The following is a 16,992-nucleotide window of genomic DNA, read 5'->3' as shown; positions in this document are numbered from 1 at the left end:
CACCACCCGCGGCCCCGGCACCGACAACGTCACCTCGGGCCGCCCGCCGTCCACCGTCACCCGGTGCAGCGCGAAATCCTCCACCGGCACCGGCCAGGTCACCACCCCGTCCGCGACCGGCCGCGGCGACACCACCGGCTTCTCCAGCACCTCGAAGCGGAGCACCCGGAGCAGTTCGGCCACGTCCACGTGCTTGGCGGTCAACCCGCCCCGCAACACGTTGTCGCTGGCCGCCATCACCTCCACACCGGTACCGCGCAGGTACGCGTGCAGGTTCCCGGCCGGCATCCAGATCGCCTCGCCCGGGGCCAACCGCACCTGGTTGAGCAGCAGCGCCACCAGCACCCCGGGATCGGCCGGATACGCCTCGGCCAGCAACGCGACCAGGTCCGCGGCCGGCCCGGCGACCGCCGCCGCCCGTACCGCCGCCACCAGCCCGGCCCGCTCCGCCGCCGGCCAGGCCAGCAGCAGACGTACGGCCTCGGCCAGCCCCGCCGGCCCGGCACCCAACGCGTCGAGCACCGGCCGCAGCTCCGGTACGCCCAACCCGGCGAGCACCGCCGCCGAGATGGCCGGATCCCGGAACCCGCACAGCGCCTCCATCGGCCCGAGCGCCACCAGCAGCTCAGGCTTGTGGAACGGGTCGACGTAGTTGCGGTGCCCGTCGGTGCGGACGTTCTCCCCGGCGTACCCGACCCGGGCCTGCTCGGCGTCCGGATGGGCCTGCAGACTCAGCGGCGCCTCCGCGGCCAGCACCTTGAGCAGGAACGGCAGCCGCGGCCCGAACCGGTCGAGCACCGGTTGACCGAGCCAGTCACCCGGGGCCGCGGCGAGCACATCGGTCAGGGCGACCCGGGCACCGTCGCGCTCGACAGCGGCCGGCGCGCCCGGATGCGCCCCCAGCCACAGCTCGGCCTCCGGCCCGTCGCTCGGCACCGATCGCCCCTGAAGCTCGGCGATCGCCGACCGGGATCCCCAGGCGTAGTCCTTGATCGGCCCGTACAGCGGTTCCACCGGTCACCTCCCGGGCTGCCCGGCCGTCTCCGACGGGCCGGCCTGGGCCTGGTAGATGTCCGGCTCCACGTAGATGACCCGGGCCACCGGCACCGCGGCGCGGATCCGCTCCTCCACCGCGTCGATGCCCCGCGCCACCTCCTCGGCGGTCTCGCAGCGCGCCACCGCGACCTTCACGGCCACCAGCAGCTCTTCCGGGCCGAGGTAGAGCGTCTTCATGTGGATGATCCGCTCGACCTCGGGACCGGCGGTGATCGCCCGCTCGATGGCCGCGACCTCCGCCGGCTCGGCTCCCTCCCCGAGCAGCAGGCTCTTGGTCTCCATGGCCAGCACGATCGCGATGGAGACCAGCAGCAAGCCGATCATCGCGGTGCCCGCCGCGTCCCACCGGCCGTTGCCGGTGATCAGCGTCATCCCCACGCCGATCAGGGCGAAGACCAGGCCGACCAGCGCGCCGAAGTCCTCCAGCAGCACCACCGGCAGCTCCGGCGCCTTGGACCGGCGGATGAACCGGGTCCAGGGCTCGCGGCCCCGGATCAGGTTGGACTCCTTGATGGCCGTACGGAAGGAGAACGACTCCAGCACGATCGCCACCAGCAGCACCGTCACCGGCACCCACTGCCAGTTGGTGATCCCGTGCGGCTCGGACCACTTGTGCCACGCCTCGTACAGCGCGAACAGCCCACCGAGGCTGAACAGCACGATCGCGACGATGAACGCGTAGACGTAGCGCTCCCGACCGTAACCGAAGGGGTGTTGCGCGGTGGCTTCCCGCCTGGCCCGCTTGCCACCGATCAGCAGCAGTGCCTGGTTGCCCGAGTCGGCCACCGAGTGGATCGACTCGGCCAGCATCGACGACGAACTCGTCAGCAGGTACGCGACGAACTTCGTCACGGCGATGCCGAGGTTGGCCAGCAGCGCGGCGATGATCGCCCGGGTACCGCCCTGGGCGCTCATGCCGCTGCTCCGCCGCCGCGCTCGCTCACGCCGCTGCTCCGCTGCGCTGCGCAGCGGCGCGAGGCGCCACGCTGCTGAGCCCAACGGTTCGCTCGCTGCGCTCGCTCACTGGTTGGACAGCTCCTTCATCTTGGTGATCGCCGGCACCGCCATCGGGTCCAGGCCGTGCGCCAGCGCCAGGTAGATCGACGCGAAGTCGGGCACCGCGACCAGGGAGGCCAGCCGCTCCAGCGCCGAACCACCCTCGGCGGTGACCACGTCGCACCGTACGCCGCGCCGCTCGGCGAGGGTCTGCACCGCCTCCGCGCGGCGCTCCTCGACCGCGAGGGGCTCGTCGGTGTCGTCCTCGGCGTTCAGTCCGCCGTCGCGCAGCAGCACCAGCCGCAGCCGGGTGTCCTCGCCGGCCGACTCGTCCGGATCGGCGAAGATGTCCCGTTCCCCCTCGGCGAGACCGCCGAAGACGCCATCGAGCAGGCCGACCCGCCCCCGGCCCGCCTCACCGAGCGCCCCGGTGACCACCGGGTACCGGGCGTTGGCCGACAGCGTGTCGCCGAACCGGCGGGCGGCGACCGAAGCGAGCGGCGACGAACCCCACACGATCGGGATCGACCCGGCCAGGCCGAGCGCGAGGGACTTCGCCGGGTTGACGAAGGACTCCGCCGTCGGACGGCACCGGTCGGCGTCGGCGTCCAGCCGGGCCGCCGTCTCCGCCAGATCCGCCTCGTTGACCTTCACCAGGCCGAGCGCCCGGGCCGCGAGCAGGACCGGCACGGTGAGCGCCCAGAGGCTGGCCCGGGCCGGGGCCCGCCGGGGCACCGGGATGAACGGGGCGCGGGCCCGCTCGGCCACCGACTGCAGCTGCGAGTCCGGCGGTGCCACCGCGACCAGCCGGGCACCGCGCCGGTGGGCGGCCTCGGCGGCACCCAGCGCCTCGGGGCTGCGACCGGAGGCGCTGATCGCGATCACCACGTCGGCCGCACCGACCCAGCCGGGCACCCCCGCGCTGCGGTGCGGGATGACCGGCACCGGGCAACGCGGCCCGGCGACCGTGGCCAGCACGTCACCGGTACGTCCGGCGGTGCCGATGCCGGCGATGACGACCGCCCGGGGCCGCCCCTCGCCGCCGAGTACGGACAGGTTGGCCTCGGCGGCCAACGCGGCCGACTCGCGGACCTGCGCGCCGGCCGAGGCGGTGTGCCGCAGCATGCCGCCCGGGTCCCGCTCGGCCAGTGCCTCCGGGTCGTCGAGCAGCCGGTCGTCGGCGTGGCGGTGGCCGCTGACGCCGGCCGTTCCGTCGATCACGACCGCTCCGCGGGGCCGCGCGCCTCGTCCAGCAGCAGCACCGGTACGTCGTCGCGGACCTCGAAGATCCGGCCGCACTCGGTGCAGGTCAGCGTCTGGGCCTGCGCGTCGTAGTCGAGCGGGGCATGGTGTGTGTCCGGGCAGGCGAGGATGTCCAGCAACTGCGGGTCGAGGGCCACTGCGCGGCTCCTTCCACGTATGCGGCTTCACCGATCGACGGTGCCGACCGGCGCGAGCGATCTTATCGGCGAACCCGGTCGAGCACGTCGTCGCGCAGCGAGGTCATCCGCTCCGCGGTGGGTGCCTCGACGTTGAGCCGCAGCAACGGCTCGGTGTTCGAGGCACGCAGGTTGAACCACGCCCCGTCGGGGAAGCGCAGGGTGAGCCCGTCCAGCTCGTCGGCCTCGGCGTCCGGGTACGCGGCACGCACCTCGGCCACCTTGGCCGCCTGGTCCGCCACCGTGGAGTTGATCTCACCCGAGGCGACGTACCGCTCGTACTCGGCGGCCAGCGTGGACAGCGGCAGCGGCTGCTCACCGAGCGCGGCCAGGGTGTGCATCGCGGCCAGCATCCCGGTGTCGGCGAACCAGAAGTCCCGGAAGTAGTAGTGCGCGGAGTGCTCGCCACCGAAGACCGCGTTGGTGCGGGCCATCTCGGCCTTGATGAACGAGTGGCCGACCCGGGCCACCACCGGCTCGCCACCGTGCTCCCGGATGATCTCCGGCACCGCCTTGGAGGTGATCGGGTTGTGGATGACCGTCGAACCGGGGTACTTGGCCAACTCCCGGGCCGCGACCAGGGCGGTGATCGCCGACGGCGAGACCGGCTCGCCGCGCTCGTCGATCACGAAGCAGCGGTCGGCGTCCCCGTCGAACGCCAGCCCGAGGTCCGCGCCGTGCGCCACCACCGCGCGCTGCAGGTCGACCAGGTTGGCCGGATCCAGCGGGTTGGCCTCGTGGTTGGGGAAGGTGCCGTCCAGCTCGAAGTACAGCGGCACGATCCGCAGCGGCAGGGCCGGCAGGGCGGCGTCGCCGAGGACGCTGGGTACGGTGTGCCCGCCCATGCCGTTGCCCGCGTCGACCACCACCGTCAACGGCCGGATGCCGGAGAGGTCCACCAGCGTGCGCAGGTGTGCCGCGTAGTCGGCGAGCAGGTCCCGCCGCTCGGCCGGCGCGGTCGGCTCGCCGAGCGGCTCGTCCTTGTCGAGCAGGGCCTGTGCCCGGTCGCGGATCTCGGCCAGCCCGCTGTCCTGCCCGACGGGGCGGGCGCCGGCGTGGCACATCTTGATGCCGTTGTACTGCGCCGGATTGTGGCTGGCGGTGAACATCGCCCCGGGCAGCCCGAGCGCACCGGAGGCGTAGTAGACCATGTCCGTCGAGGCGAGCCCGATCTCGATGACCGGGCGCCCCTCGGCGCGTACGCCGGTGGCGAACGCAGCGGCCAGACCCGGCCCGGAGGCCCGCATGTCGTGCCCGATCAGCACGGCCTTCTCCGGCTCACCGGTGGCGTCTAGCAGCTGGGCGAAGGCGGTGCCCAGGGCCCCAGCGACACGCTCGTCCCACTGGTCCGGCACCGTCCCACGGACGTCGTACGCCTTCACGATCCGGGACAGATCAGACACCGGTTCCACTCCTCGACTGCAGGTCGTCAACGAACCTGAGCGTATCGGAGGGGCGGGCCCTGCCCCGGCTCAGCCGGAGAGCCCGCGCCCGTACCCCTGGTCATCGCCCTCTCGGGTGGCCGGCGGCGGGTTCTGCTCGTCCGGTCGCGCACCGTACAGGCCACCGGACTGGCGGGGGGCGGGTGTGCCCCCGTAGACCCGTGGCGTGCCGGGCCGGCTCGTCCCGTACACCTGACCGGGCGGAACCGGGGTGCCACCCGGGACCGGCGGGACCGGCGTGGCATTCGGGCCAGGCCGGACCGGCGTGGCGCCCGGGCCGCCGGCGGAGCGGTAGGTGGTGCCGCCCGGGTTGCCCGGCAGCGGGATGTCGTGCTTCGCGCCGCTCTGCCGCCGATCCTTCCGCGAGCGGTGGATCAGCAGCCCGATGAGCAGAGCCCCGGCGGCGACCATGGCGACGCCGAAGTACATCACCGGCGACCCGCCGGAGGACTCGTTGGCCGTCTCAGCGAGGTCCGCCGGAGCGTCCGCGGCGAGCGCCACGGTTGGGCTGGCCTCGGTGGGCGGCTCCTCGGCGACGTCCGCACTCGGCGTCGGCGACGGCGACCGCGACGGTGACGGCGACGGCGGGACCCGCCCGCCGACCACCCGGGACTCCTTCGCGTCCCGCCCCAGCACGACCCCCCTCGCCGTGACGGCCTCCCCCGCCACGATCAGTCGGCCGCCAGGCGCGTCGGCGGCGAAGGCGACGCGGTACCGCATCGACACGCCCTTGTCCTCGCAGAGCTCGTCCTTGACCGGGGCGATCGGGGCCGTGGTCACCAGCCCGGCATTGCCGGAGACCGCCACCGGCACCCACCGCCCGCCCACGTTGGCCTGCACCACGACCTGGTCGGGCCGGAGGTCGGGCAGGCTCAGAGCCAGTGCGCTGCGTACCCGCACGCAGCCGTCGGTGCGCTTGCGCACCTCCACCGTCACGCCCTGGGCGGAACGGCCCGCGTCGAAGCTGCCCGACGACCGCACCCGTACCCGGTCCTCGTCGGCGTGCGCGGGCGCGCCGCCGAGCACCACGAGGCCGCCCAGGAACACGCAGACCGTCGCGAGGCGCGCCGCGTGGCGACGTACCGACATGATCAACCACCGTTCCTCCCCCGGACGGGGGAACCGCCGGTCAGGCTACTACCGGGGCCGGACGGCGGCTGGTCATCGAACTCCCCGGATGTGCGCCGCGCCACCCGGCGCGCACTCCTCGGCTCGTGCCGCTCGGCGCGGGAAACCGACCGTTCGGCTCACCGTCGGTAGGCCCGGCCGCACGGAACGCCACCAAATCGCGTTGTCCGGTAGGTTCCCCGGTGTGATCGACCGCGACCAGGCCGAGCAGATCGCTGCCGTTTGGGCCCGTCGCGACTCGCTGCGCCTCGGGCACGAGTGCCGTCCCACCGTCGCGGAGTTCGACCTGGGGTACGTCATCACATCCACGGTGTCCACACAGGTCAGAGCGCTGCCCGGGGACCTGCCGACCAGTGTGGTCGACAAACAGACGGGCGAGGTGACCACCTGGCCACGGGTGCCGCCCGCCGTGGTCGAGCGGCTCTACCGCCGCAGCCGACCCACCGGGCCACCGGTCGCACGCACCGTGGACCCCGCCGGCCAGTTGCTGCGGGAGATCAGCCGGCTGCCCACACCGACCACGACGGCGCACCTCAACCTCGAAGGGCGGATCTTCACCGCGCACGGCGCCAAGGGGGACGTGGGGCTCAACCACCATCCGCTGGTCCGCGCGTACCTCGACGAACTGCCCGCCGGGCAGCTGGTCCGCGGCGGCGACCGGCACGCCGAGTTGGCCGTCGTCTCCGACGTCCTGCACGAGTACGACCACCACCGCGCCGCCGAGGGCATCGCCCCGATGAGCATGGGCGACGCAAAGGATCTGCTGGAGTCCGCTCGGATCGAGGCGTTCCGGGTGCGCGAGCCGGGCGACCCGCATGGCGGGCCCACGGATCGGCCCTGCGATTCGTGCCTCGACCTGCTGGTGGACTTTAACGTCCTGCCGTGCTCCGAACGGGCCGACCCGGTGCCCTGGTTTCCGGAGCCGGCCCCCGACCCGTCCCCGGGTCGTTTCCCACCGGAGGTCGCCCAGGCTCTCGTCGCTGCCGGCTGGCGACCACACTTCGCCGACGAGGTGGTGGCGAGGTCGGCCATCCATGACGTCAGTGCGGTACGCGGCAGGACCCACGAGCACCCGACCTTCCCGGCCGTGACGTCCACCCTCACCGCCTTCCCGAGCCTGGTCGGCAGGCGGCGAGGCCCAGGTCAGCAGGTGTGGATCTCCCGCTTCGACATTCGTCCCCGCCAGATCGCCCACACCGCCGACTCGCTCGCCGACTTCGCGACGGTGATCGGCGCACGCCTGTTCCCGATCGGCACGGAAGATCAGCACAGCATCATCGCCGTGGACGAGCACGGCCGGATCTTCGCGCTGGATCAGGCCGGCGAGTGGTTCCTCGGGGCGGACATCGACGCCGCACTCACCACCCTGCTGCTCGGTCGCGCCCCGGCCCGGGTACGCGACGACGGCAGCTGGTGAGCCGCGCTACAGCTGGACGCCGGTGAGGACCGTGACCCGGGGGTCGGTGTAGTCGTCCATGGCGCTGCGCAGCCCCTCCCGGCCAACGCCGCTGCCCTTCATCCCGCCGTACGGCATCTGGTCGGCACGGTACGACGGCACGTCGCCCACGATCACGCCACCCACCTCCAGGGTCCGCGCCGCCGCGAAGGCGACGTCGAGCCGGCGGGTGAAGACACCGGCCTGCAGGCCGTACGCCGAGTCGTTGACGGCGGCGAAGCCGGCCTTGTCGTCCTCGACCCGGTCCACGACAAGCACCGGCCCGAAGACCTCCTCGGTGCAGACCTTGGCGCCCTTCGGGACTCCACTGAGGACGGTCGGGGGGTAGGTCGCGCCGTCCCGCCGACCACCGGTCTCGATGGTGGCACCGGCCGCCACCGCCTCGTCCACCCACGCCTCCACCCGACGCGCGGCGTCCTCGGAGACCAATGGGCCGACGTCGGTCAGCGGGTCCGAGGGGTCGCCGGTGCGGAGTTCGCGCACGGCCGCGACCAGCCGGGGCAGGAAGCCGTCGTAGAGCCACTCGTGCACGTAGACCCGCTGCACGGCGATGCAGGACTGCCCGGCCTGGTAGTTGGAGAAGGTGGCGATCCGGTGGGCGGCGAAGGTGAGGTCCTCGTCGTCGGACCAGTCCTCGCAGATCAACGCCGCAGCGTTGCCGCCCAGCTCCAGCGTCACGTGCTTCTCCGGCACGGATCGGCGGATGGCCGCGCCGACCGGCCCGGAGCCGGTGAACGAGACCACCGGCAGCCGGAGGTCGGTGACCAGTTCGGCGGCGCGCTCGTTGGGCAGCGGCAGCACCGAGAACATCCCGGCCGGCAGCTCGGTCTCGGCCAGGATCTCGCCGAGCAGCAGCGCCGACAGCGGGGTGGCCGGTGCCGGCTTGACCACGATGGGCGTGCCGACCGCGATCGCGGGGGCGACCTTGTGGGCCACCAGGTTCAGCGGGAAGTTGAACGGAGCGATGCCCAGCACCGGCCCCTTGGGCACCCGCCGCACCAGCGCGATCCGGCCGGTCGCGGCGGGGTCGGTGTCGAGCCGTTGCAGCTCCCCGGAGAAGCGCCGCGCCTCCTCGGCCGCCCACCGGAAGGTGGACACCGCCCGGCCGACCTCGGCGCGAGCCCATTTGATCGGCTTGCCGTTCTCGGCGGTGATCAGCGCCGCGATCTCCTCGGCCCGCTCGGCGAGCCGGCGCGAGACGTGGTCCAGCGCGGCGGCGCGGGCGTGCGCGGGCAGCGCGGCGGCCGTGGCGGCCACCTCAGCCGCCGCCGCCACAGCCGCTTCGACCTGGCCAGCGGTGGCGAGGGTGGTACGCCCGACCGGGCGCCCGTCGTACGGGTGATGGACAGTCACCTCGTCGACACCGTGGGTGGGACGACCGGCGACGAAGAACGGTGTGGGCTCCACGTTCGGCAGCGTAGACCACCGAGGAGCCGACGGAAACAGTCGCCTCAACCCTTGTCTGCCGCGAATTCAGTAGCGAAGATGGCAAGAAGATTGCGATAACCGCCGCAGCGCGACCCCCCGTACCCCTCGGAGTGATCCAGTCATGAGTGACCAGCAGAAGCTGCGCAACTTCGTCAACGGCGAGTACGTCGAGCCGGCCGACGGTGGCTACGCCGACCTGATCGACCCGTGTACCGGGGAGGTCTTCGCCCAGGCTCCGGTCTCCGGTGCCGCCGACGTCGACGCGGCCATGAAAGCCGCTGCGACGGCCTTCGAGAGCTGGCGGGACAGCACTCCGGCCGAGCGACAGAAGGCGCTGCTCAAGCTCGCCGACGCGGTCGAGGCCCGGGCCGCCGACCTGGTCGACGCCGAGGTACGCAACACCGGCAAGCCCCGGCAGCTCACCGCCGACGAGGAGCTGCCGCCCGCGGTCGACGAGTTCCGGTTCTTCGCCGGTGCCGCCCGGCTGCTGGAGGGCCGCTCGGCCGGCGAGTACATGGCCGGGCACACCTCGTACGTGCGACGCGAGCCGATCGGCGTCTGCGCCCAGGTCACCCCGTGGAACTACCCGCTGATGATGGCGGTCTGGAAGATCGCTCCGGCGCTCGCCGCCGGCAACACGGTCGTACTCAAGCCCTCGGACACCACGCCGGTGTCGACGCTGCTGCTGGCGGAGATCGCCGCCGAGTACCTGCCGCCGGGCGTGTTCAACGTGGTCTGCGGCGACCGGGACACCGGACGCGCGCTCGTCGCGCACCCCACCCCGCAGCTGGTGTCGATCACCGGCTCGACCCGGGCCGGCATGGAGGTCGCCGCGGCCGCCGCGCCCGACCTCAAGCGGACCCACCTGGAGCTGGGCGGCAAGGCACCGGTGGTGATCTTCGACGACGCCGACATCGCGGCGGCGGCCGAGGCCATCGCGGTCGGCGGCTACTTCAACGCCGGCCAGGACTGCACGGCGGCCACCCGGGTGCTCACCGCTCCCGGCGTGCACGAGGACTTCGTCGCCGCCCTCACCGAGCAGGCCCGCAACACCAAGACCGGCGCGCCGGACGACGCGGACGTGCTCTACGGCCCGCTGAACAACGCCAACCAGCTCGCCCGGGTCCGCGGCTTCCTCGACCGCCTGCCGGACCACGCCTCGGTGCAGACCGGCGGCGCTCAGGTGGGTGAGCGCGGCTACTTCTACGCCCCCACCGTCGTCTCCGGCGTCCGGCAGGACGACGAGATCATCCAGGACGAGGTGTTCGGGCCGGTCATCACCGTGCAGCGGTTCTCCGACGAGGACGAGGCGGTGCGCTGGGCCAACGGCGTCGACTACGGCCTGTCCGCCTCCGTCTGGACGAAGGACCACGGTCGGGCGATGCGGATGACCCGCCGACTCGACTTCGGCTGCGTCTGGGTGAACACCCACATCCCGTTCATCTCCGAGATGCCGCACGGCGGCTTCAAGCACTCCGGGCACGGCAAGGACCTCTCGGTCTACAGCCTGGAGGACTACACCCGGATCAAGCACGTCATGCACAACATCGAGGGCTGACGGTGAGCGCGAGGAGTGAGCCGGGTTTGCGAGCCCCGCAGTCGCGAACGAAAGGTGCGGCAGTGGCGTCGTCTGAGGAACTGCACAAGCGGCGAGGCGCCGCCGTCGCCCGGGGCGTCGGCAGCGTCATCCCGGCGTACGTGGACCACGCGTCCGGTGGCACCATCACCGACGTCGAGGGCCGCGAGTGGATCGACTTCGCCGCCGGCATCGCGGTCACCAACGTGGGCAACTCCGCCCCGAAGGTGGTCGAGGCGGTACGGGCGCAGGTCGAGCGCTTCACCCACACCTGCTTCATGGTCGCGCCGTACGAGTCGTACGTGGCGGTCTGCGAGCAGCTCAACGCGCTGACCCCGGGCGACTTCGAGAAGCGCTCGGCGCTGTTCAACTCCGGCGCCGAGGCGGTGGAGAACGCCGTGAAGATCGCCCGGCACGCCACCGGGCGGCCGGCGGTGGTGGTCTTCGACCACGCGTACCACGGCCGGACCAACCTGACCATGGCGTTGACGGCGAAGAACATGCCGTACAAGCACCGGTTCGGGCCGTTCGCCGGGGAAATCTACCGGGTGCCGATGTCGTACCCGCTGCGCGACGGCGGCCTGGACGGCGCCACCGCTGCGGCCCGCGCCATCGAGCTGGTGGAGAAGCAGGTCGGCGCGGAGAACGTGGCCGCCCTGCTGATCGAGCCGATCCAGGGCGAGGGCGGATTCGTCGTACCGGCGGAGGGGTTCCTGCCGGCGCTGCGCGAGTGGGCGACGGCGGCCGGGGTGGTCTTCATCGCCGACGAGATCCAGACCGGCTTCTGCCGTACCGGCGACTGGTTCGCCTGTCAGCACGAGGGGGTCGAACCGGACCTGATCACCCTGGCCAAGGGCATCGCCGGCGGGCTGCCCCTGGCTGCGGTGACCGGCCGGGCGGAACTGATGGACGCGGTGCACATCGGCGGCCTCGGCGGCACGTACGGCGGCAATCCGATCGCCTGCGCCGGCGCCCTCGCGGCCATCGAGACCATGCACGAGCTGGACCTGGCCGCCGCGGCCCGGCGGATCGAGTCGGTCATGGGCGAGCGGCTGCGGGCCATCGCCGCCCGTGACCCGCGCATCGCCGAGGTACGCGGCCGGGGCGCGATGCTCGCGGTCGAGATCGTCCAGCCCGGCACGCTCACCCCGGACCCGGCCGCCACGGCGGCGGTCTCGGCGGCCTGCCACGCCGCCGGCCTGCTCACCCTCACCTGCGGCACGTACGGCAATGTGCTGCGTTTCCTGCCCCCGCTGGTGATCTCCGACGACGAACTGGCCCGCGGCCTGGACATCCTCGACGCCGCCTTCGGCTGACGGCCGGTCGGGTGGGTGCCGCGTCCGCACCGCGCGGCACCCACCCGACCCAACGAGACTGTCGGGAAACCTCGCGTCGGCTGCGGCGGGCCCAGCCGGCGATCCGGGGTTTCCCGACAGTCGCTAACTCAGCGCAGCACCTCGACGGTGTTGTTGCGCACCAGGTTCTTGCCCGGCTCGCGGATCTGTTCCATCGCGGCGGAGTTGAGCAGCACGCAACTGCCCGACGGACCGGTCACCGTCACCGTGGTCGCCTTGTTGTTGTCCAGGTTGGTCACCCGCAACCGGGTCCCCACCGGGAACTGGTTGCTGGTGGCGGCCGGTCCGGCGGCCTCGTCGAAGAACGTGATCGCACCCGGGCAGGCCGACCTCGGAGCCGGCCGACCGGCCGGCGGCGAGACCGAGCCCGGCCGGTCGCCGACCCCGTCCGGTCGCCCCGCACCCGGCTGCGCCACCGCGCCGCCCACCCGCTCGACGACGTTGCGCCGGATCACGTTCTTCCCCGGCTCGCGGACCAGGTCCATCGCGGCCGAGTTGAGCAGCACGCAACTGCCCGAGGGGCCGACGACGGTCACCTCCGCCGCTTTGTTGTTGTCCAGGTTGGTCACCCGCAGCCGGGTCCCGACCGGGAACTGGTTACTGGTGGCGGCCGGCGCACCACCCTCGGCCGAGAACGTGATCGACCCCGGGCAGACGCTCTGCCCGGTCGGTGCGCTGTCGGCGAACCCGAGCCCGGTGCCCACCGCCACGGCCGCCGTGGCGACCACCGCCACCCCCGCCGCCAGCATGTGCTTCCGCTGCAGCTTCACCTGTTTCCTCCCGTCCTCACCGACTGCGGTCAGGTGCTGGTACGGCCTGGGAGCGTTAACCAGTTCAGCGCAGTGACGCGTATCGAAAACAAAGTTTCGCTTGAACGATTCGGCCGGCCGTTCGGTCGAGGCCGGAGCAGCCGCTCACACCGGGCCATAGCGGGTGTGCGGCGCACCGGTCAACAACGCCCAGTACCGGTCGCCGTAGGACCAGTGCCACCACTCGGTCGGGTAGTTGACCAGGCCCGCACCGGTCAACGCGTCGACCAGGGTCCGGCGGTTCCGGCGGGCCACACCGCCGATCGTCGGCGCGGCGGTGAAGCAGGCGTTCCCGCTGGCCTCGGGGGTGGCGTCCACCGTCGTACCCATGTCCAGTTCGGTACCGTCGCTGGTGCAGAGAGTAAGATCCACAGCACCACCGGTGCTGTGCGGCGCCACCTCGACCGGCGAGACGAACTTGGTGGTCTCCTCGTACACCCGCTGCGGCAACCACTCCGGGTGGTTGCGGCGCAACTCGTCGTGGTAGCCGGTGAAGATGTCCAACTGCGCCTGGTAGGGCCGGTATCCCTCGATCACCAGCAGGTGCAGCCGGTCGGGCAGCGCGTTCTGCGCGGTCAGCAACCGGTCGACCACCCCCTTACGCAGCCGGGCGTACGCACCCGCGGGATCGGCCGCCCGCCCGTCCAACCGCAGTTCGGGAACCTGGCGCAGGTCGATCAGTGGCTCGCCGTCGTCGGCGCCGGGCACCGCCGCGACGCGCGGGTCGCAGAGCAGGATCACCGCTGGTCCCCCGCACCGGTGGGGCGGTCCGCGTACCGGGCGAAGGCGAGTGCGACCAGCCGGTCCACGATCTCCCGATAGCCGACGCCGGCGGCCGCCCACACCTTCGGGTACATCGAGTGCGCGGTGAAGCCCGGCATGGTGTTCAGCTCGTTGACGTAAAGCTCGCCGGCCGTCTCGTCGTAGAGGAAGTCGACCCGGGCCAGTCCCCACCCGCCGATCGCGGCGAACGCGCGCACCGACAGCTCCCGGATCCGCTCGGTCACGTCTTCCGGCAGTGCGGCCGGCACGACCATCGGATCGGCGTCGCCGAGGTACTTCTGCCGGTAGTCGAACCAGCCCCCGCTCACCCGCACCTCGCCGACCGCCGACGCCTCCGGGCGTACGCCGCCGAGCACCCCGCACTCCAACTCCCGGCCGGTCACCCCCTGCTCGACCACGACCAGGTTGTCGTGCCGCAGCGCCTCCTCGACCGCCGTCGCCAGGTCGTCGCCGTCCGCCACCCGGGAGATGCCGATCGAGGAGCCCATCCGGGCCGGCTTGACGAACAGCGGCCGGCGCAGGCCCACCACCAGCTTCTCCGGATCCTCGGTGGCCCGGTAGGTCGGCCGGTCGAACGAGACGTGCGGCGTGATCGGCACTCCCTCGGCCCGCAGCGCCCGCTTCATCGCCACCTTGTCCATGCCAACTGCGGAGGCGAGGATGCCGCAACCCACGTACGGCACGCCCAGCGATTCGAGCAGTCCCTGCACCACGCCGTCCTCGCCGAACGGCCCGTGCAGGACGGGGAAGACCACGTCCAGCTCGGCGTGCACCGCGCCGGGCCCGTCCACCGCGGTGACCAGCGCGGTCCCCCGCCGCGGCCCGGCCCGCAGTTCCACCGCCGGCCCGGTCACGGTCAGCCGGTCGTCGATGGCCCGCTCCGCCGCGCTGCCGTCGACGGCGCCGGCCAGCACCGCGTCCGGGACGAGCCGCAGCCCGCCGCCGCGGGTGATACCGATGGCCACCACCCGGTACCCGCCCCCGCTGAGCGCCCGGGCCACGCCGAGCGCCGAGGCACAGGAGACCTCGTGCTCCGCCGACGGCCCGCCGAACAGGATTCCGATCCGGACGCGTGCGCTCATGCCGTCACCTCTTTCCTTGATCGGGCGGCGGTCGCCAGCCGGGCGACCAGCTCCGCCTCCACGTTTCCGCCGGTCAGCACCACACCGACCGTGCGATCTCCGCGCCCACCCTCGCCGGGCGACCGCACCGGGCCGTCGCCCGCCGACCGCAGCACGCCGTCGCCCGCCGACCGCAGCACGCCGTCGCCCGCCGACCGCAGCGCGAAGGCGGCGGCCGACCGCGGCGTGACGGCGGCGGCCGACCGCGGCGTGACGGCGGCGGCGAGGCGCAGCGCGCCGGCCAGGCCGGCCGCGCCGGACGGCTCGGCCAGCACCTTCAGCTCCAGCAGCAGCAGCCGGAACGCCTCGGCGATCTCGTCGTCGTCCACCCGGATCACCCCGGTCAGGCGGGTCCGCAGGATGGCGAAGGGCAGGTCACCCACGCAGGACGGTCGCAGGCCGTCGGCGATCGTCGGTGCCGGCGTGACCGGAGTCGGCCGGCCGGCGGCCAGGCTGCGGGCCAGCGAGTCGCAGCCGACCGGCTCCACGCCGTACACCTCGATCGGCCGGCCGGCCCCGGCCAGGCAGGCACCGGCCGCGCCGCCACCCCCACCGACCGGCAGCACCAGCGCGTCCAGTGGGGTGCCGGCCCGCTCGGCCTCCTCGATCAGTTCGAGGCTGGCGCTGCCCTGCCCGGCGACGACGTCCGGGTGGTCGTACGCGTCGACGATGGGGTGACCGGTCTCGGCGCTGATCCGACGGGCCACGGCCAGCCGCTCCTCGACGGTGGTGCCGGCAAGGATCAGCCGGGCCCCGGCCGCCCGGGCGCGGGCGACCTTGGTCGGGGCGGCGTCGACCGGAACCACCACGGTGGCCGCCAGTTCGTGCCGCCGGGCCGCCAGCGCGACCGCGACGGCGTGGTTGCCGGTGCTCTGCGCGACCACCCCGGCGTGCCCGGCCGCGGCGAGCCGGCCGACCGCGAACAGCCCGCCACGCATCTTGTACGAGCCTCCGGTCTGCAGGTTCTCCGCCTTCAGCAGCACCCGGGCACCGGCCAGCCGGTCGATCGCCGGCGAGTGCAGCACCGGGGTACGCACCACCCGGCCGTCAAGCCAGTGGGCCGCTTCGGTCACATCGGCCCGGGTCGGGGCGATATCGGATGGATCGGTACGGGACATGGCATCTCCTTGTCGAGTCGTCGGCGGACTCGATGCCGGCCGGTTTTCGGGCACGCCAAAGGCCGGGGTGCCGCGCTGCGCGGCCCCGTGCCAGGGCGGTGGGTGGTGATCTCGGCCCGGGGGCCGGGTCAGGGTGCGGTGGGTAGCTGGACCTCCACCCGCAGCCCGCCGTACTCAGCGGGTCGGGCGGCGATGAGGCCGTCGTGCGCCTGGGTGATCGAGCGGGCGATGGCCAGGCCGAGGCCCGCCCCACCGCTGTGGTTGGTGCGGTCCCGGGCTAGGCGGCGGAACGGCTCGAAGAGCCCGGCCACCGCCTCGGCCGGTACCACCTGGCCGGTGTTGACCACGGTCAGCGCCGGGGCCCCGCCGACCGTGACGGTGAGCGTGCCGCCGGGCCGGTTGTACTTGATCGCGTTCTCCACCAGGTTGGTCACCAGGCGTTCCAGCAGCACCCGCTCGCCCATGACCACCCGGGGTACGAGGTGGCTCTCGATGGTCACCCCGGCCGCCTCGGCCCGCTCCTGGTAGACGGCGAGCACCGTGCTGACGATCTCGTCGAGGCGTAGCGGGATGCGGGAACGCAGCCCCCGGTCGCTCTCGCTGAGCGCGAGCAGCCCCTCGATGAGCCGCTCGTTGCGCTCGTTGGTCTCCAGCAGCTGGCCGGTCAGCAGCTCAAGCTGCTCGCCGGTGAGCGACCGGGCCATCCCGACCTCGATCAGCGTCCGCTGCACCGCCAGCGGCGTACGCAGCTCGTGCGAGGCGTTCGCGGCGAACCGCCGCTGCCCCTCGTACCCGGCGGCGATGCGTTCCATCATCTCGTCGATCGACCGGGCCAGCCGGGCCAGCTCGTCGTTGCCACGCGGCCGGATCCGATGACCGAGATTCTGCGGCCCGACGTGCGAGATAGGCCCGGCGAGGTCCCGCACCGGACGCAGGCACCACACCGCGGCGGCCCAGATCCCCACCATCGCGAGCACGAGGAGGCCCAGGACGGTGAGCAGGCCGGCCAAACCGGTGAGTTCCCGCGCCGGCTGGCACACCAGCCCGGCCCCGGGCAGCCCCAGGTCGCAGAGGTATCGGCCGCGGTCCCACAGCACGCCGAGCACTGTCGCTCCCAGGCCGGGCAGGGCGCACCCGAGCAGCAGGGCGAGCACGCCGACCAGCACGATGCGCCGGCGCGGGGTCATGCCGCACCGCCGATCCGGTAGCCGGCCCGGGGCACGGTGTGGATGATCTGCGGCGTGCCGAGCTTCTTACGCAGCGTCATCATGGTGACCCGTACGAC

At 73.0% G+C, this 16,992-nt stretch carries 15 protein-coding genes and 1 pseudogene; 3 read left to right on the top strand and 13 right to left on the bottom strand.

Features of this window, described 5'->3' with window-relative positions; translation table 11 throughout:
- From manA to AB0M52_RS15085, 6 genes are all read right to left on the bottom strand, one after another.
- Nucleotides 1–1,014, bottom strand: a 1,014-nt coding sequence (manA, locus tag AB0M52_RS15110) for a mannose-6-phosphate isomerase, class I (protein WP_363953514.1), incomplete at its 3' end; no start/stop codon positions are given.
- 3 nt (nucleotides 1,015–1,017) lie between these two features.
- Entirely contained in the window at nucleotides 1,018–1,971 is a 954-nt protein-coding gene (locus AB0M52_RS15105) for a cation diffusion facilitator family transporter (RefSeq protein ID WP_363953512.1), read from the bottom strand.
- A 105-nt stretch (nucleotides 1,972–2,076) separates the two neighbouring features.
- Nucleotides 2,077–3,273, bottom strand: coding sequence for an SIS domain-containing protein (locus AB0M52_RS15100; RefSeq protein ID WP_363953510.1), 1,197 nt, complete (start codon nucleotides 3,271–3,273; stop codon nucleotides 2,077–2,079).
- Complete coding sequence (locus AB0M52_RS15095) at nucleotides 3,270–3,452, bottom strand: Trm112 family protein (RefSeq protein WP_111218344.1); 183 nt, start codon at nucleotides 3,450–3,452, stop codon at nucleotides 3,270–3,272. The genes AB0M52_RS15100 and AB0M52_RS15095 overlap by 4 nt, the downstream gene beginning before the upstream one ends.
- Nucleotides 3,453–3,514: 62 nt before the next feature.
- The gene (locus AB0M52_RS15090; protein ID WP_363953508.1) at nucleotides 3,515–4,894 is read right to left on the bottom strand and encodes a phosphomannomutase/phosphoglucomutase; all 1,380 of its coding nucleotides are present in this window, start codon (nucleotides 4,892–4,894) and stop codon (nucleotides 3,515–3,517) included.
- 69 nt (nucleotides 4,895–4,963) lie between these two features.
- Nucleotides 4,964–6,022, bottom strand: coding sequence for a hypothetical protein (locus tag AB0M52_RS15085; protein WP_363953506.1), 1,059 nt, complete (start codon nucleotides 6,020–6,022; stop codon nucleotides 4,964–4,966).
- A 223-nt stretch (nucleotides 6,023–6,245) separates the two neighbouring features.
- Between AB0M52_RS15085 and AB0M52_RS15080 the strand changes: the two genes are divergently transcribed.
- Nucleotides 6,246–7,478 carry an SUKH-3 domain-containing protein gene (locus AB0M52_RS15080; protein ID WP_363953504.1) on the top strand — a complete coding sequence of 411 codons (1,233 nt, stop codon included), beginning with the start codon at nucleotides 6,246–6,248 and terminating at the stop codon, nucleotides 7,476–7,478.
- Between the two features lie 6 nt (nucleotides 7,479–7,484).
- On the opposite strand, the gene AB0M52_RS15075 is transcribed toward AB0M52_RS15080, so the two are convergent.
- Nucleotides 7,485–8,924 carry an aldehyde dehydrogenase family protein gene (locus AB0M52_RS15075; protein WP_363953502.1) on the bottom strand — a complete coding sequence of 480 codons (1,440 nt, stop codon included), beginning with the start codon at nucleotides 8,922–8,924 and terminating at the stop codon, nucleotides 7,485–7,487.
- Between the two features lie 142 nt (nucleotides 8,925–9,066).
- Between AB0M52_RS15075 and AB0M52_RS15070 the strand changes: the two genes are divergently transcribed.
- Nucleotides 9,067–10,503: a gamma-aminobutyraldehyde dehydrogenase gene (locus AB0M52_RS15070; RefSeq protein WP_363953500.1), complete on the top strand. Its 1,437-nt coding sequence runs from the start codon at nucleotides 9,067–9,069 to the stop codon at nucleotides 10,501–10,503.
- Between the two features lie 62 nt (nucleotides 10,504–10,565).
- Nucleotides 10,566–11,837, top strand: coding sequence for a 4-aminobutyrate--2-oxoglutarate transaminase (gene gabT / locus AB0M52_RS15065; RefSeq protein WP_363953498.1), 1,272 nt, complete (start codon nucleotides 10,566–10,568; stop codon nucleotides 11,835–11,837).
- A gap of 128 nt (nucleotides 11,838–11,965) precedes the next feature.
- On the opposite strand, the gene AB0M52_RS15060 is transcribed toward gabT, so the two are convergent.
- From AB0M52_RS15060 to AB0M52_RS15035, 6 genes and pseudogenes are all read right to left on the bottom strand, one after another.
- Nucleotides 11,966–12,646, bottom strand: a complete 681-nt coding sequence (locus tag AB0M52_RS15060) for a hypothetical protein (protein ID WP_363953496.1) — start codon at nucleotides 12,644–12,646, stop codon at nucleotides 11,966–11,968.
- Nucleotides 12,647–12,790: 144 nt separating this feature from the next.
- Nucleotides 12,791–13,426: a M15 family metallopeptidase gene (locus AB0M52_RS15055; protein ID WP_363953494.1), complete on the bottom strand. Its 636-nt coding sequence runs from the start codon at nucleotides 13,424–13,426 to the stop codon at nucleotides 12,791–12,793.
- Nucleotides 13,423–14,550: a D-alanine--D-alanine ligase family protein gene (locus tag AB0M52_RS15050; protein ID WP_363953492.1), complete on the bottom strand. Its 1,128-nt coding sequence runs from the start codon at nucleotides 14,548–14,550 to the stop codon at nucleotides 13,423–13,425. Before AB0M52_RS15050 ends, AB0M52_RS15055 begins: the two co-directional genes overlap by 4 nt.
- Nucleotides 14,547–15,707: a pyridoxal-phosphate dependent enzyme gene (locus tag AB0M52_RS15045; RefSeq protein WP_363953490.1), complete on the bottom strand. Its 1,161-nt coding sequence runs from the start codon at nucleotides 15,705–15,707 to the stop codon at nucleotides 14,547–14,549. Before AB0M52_RS15045 ends, AB0M52_RS15050 begins: the two co-directional genes overlap by 4 nt.
- A 128-nt stretch (nucleotides 15,708–15,835) precedes the next feature.
- Nucleotides 15,836–16,894 carry a HAMP domain-containing sensor histidine kinase gene (locus tag AB0M52_RS15040; RefSeq protein WP_363953488.1) on the bottom strand — a complete coding sequence of 353 codons (1,059 nt, stop codon included), beginning with the start codon at nucleotides 16,892–16,894 and terminating at the stop codon, nucleotides 15,836–15,838.
- A pseudogene (locus AB0M52_RS15035) lies at nucleotides 16,891–16,992 on the bottom strand (response regulator transcription factor); the annotation flags it as partial. The pseudogene AB0M52_RS15035 and the gene AB0M52_RS15040, both read right to left, overlap by 4 nt.

This window comes from Micromonospora sp. NPDC051296 (assembly GCF_040682255.1).
GTDB lineage: Bacteria > Actinomycetota > Actinomycetes > Mycobacteriales > Micromonosporaceae > Micromonospora > Micromonospora craterilacus.
This window is presented reverse-complemented; position numbering and strand designations above follow the sequence as displayed.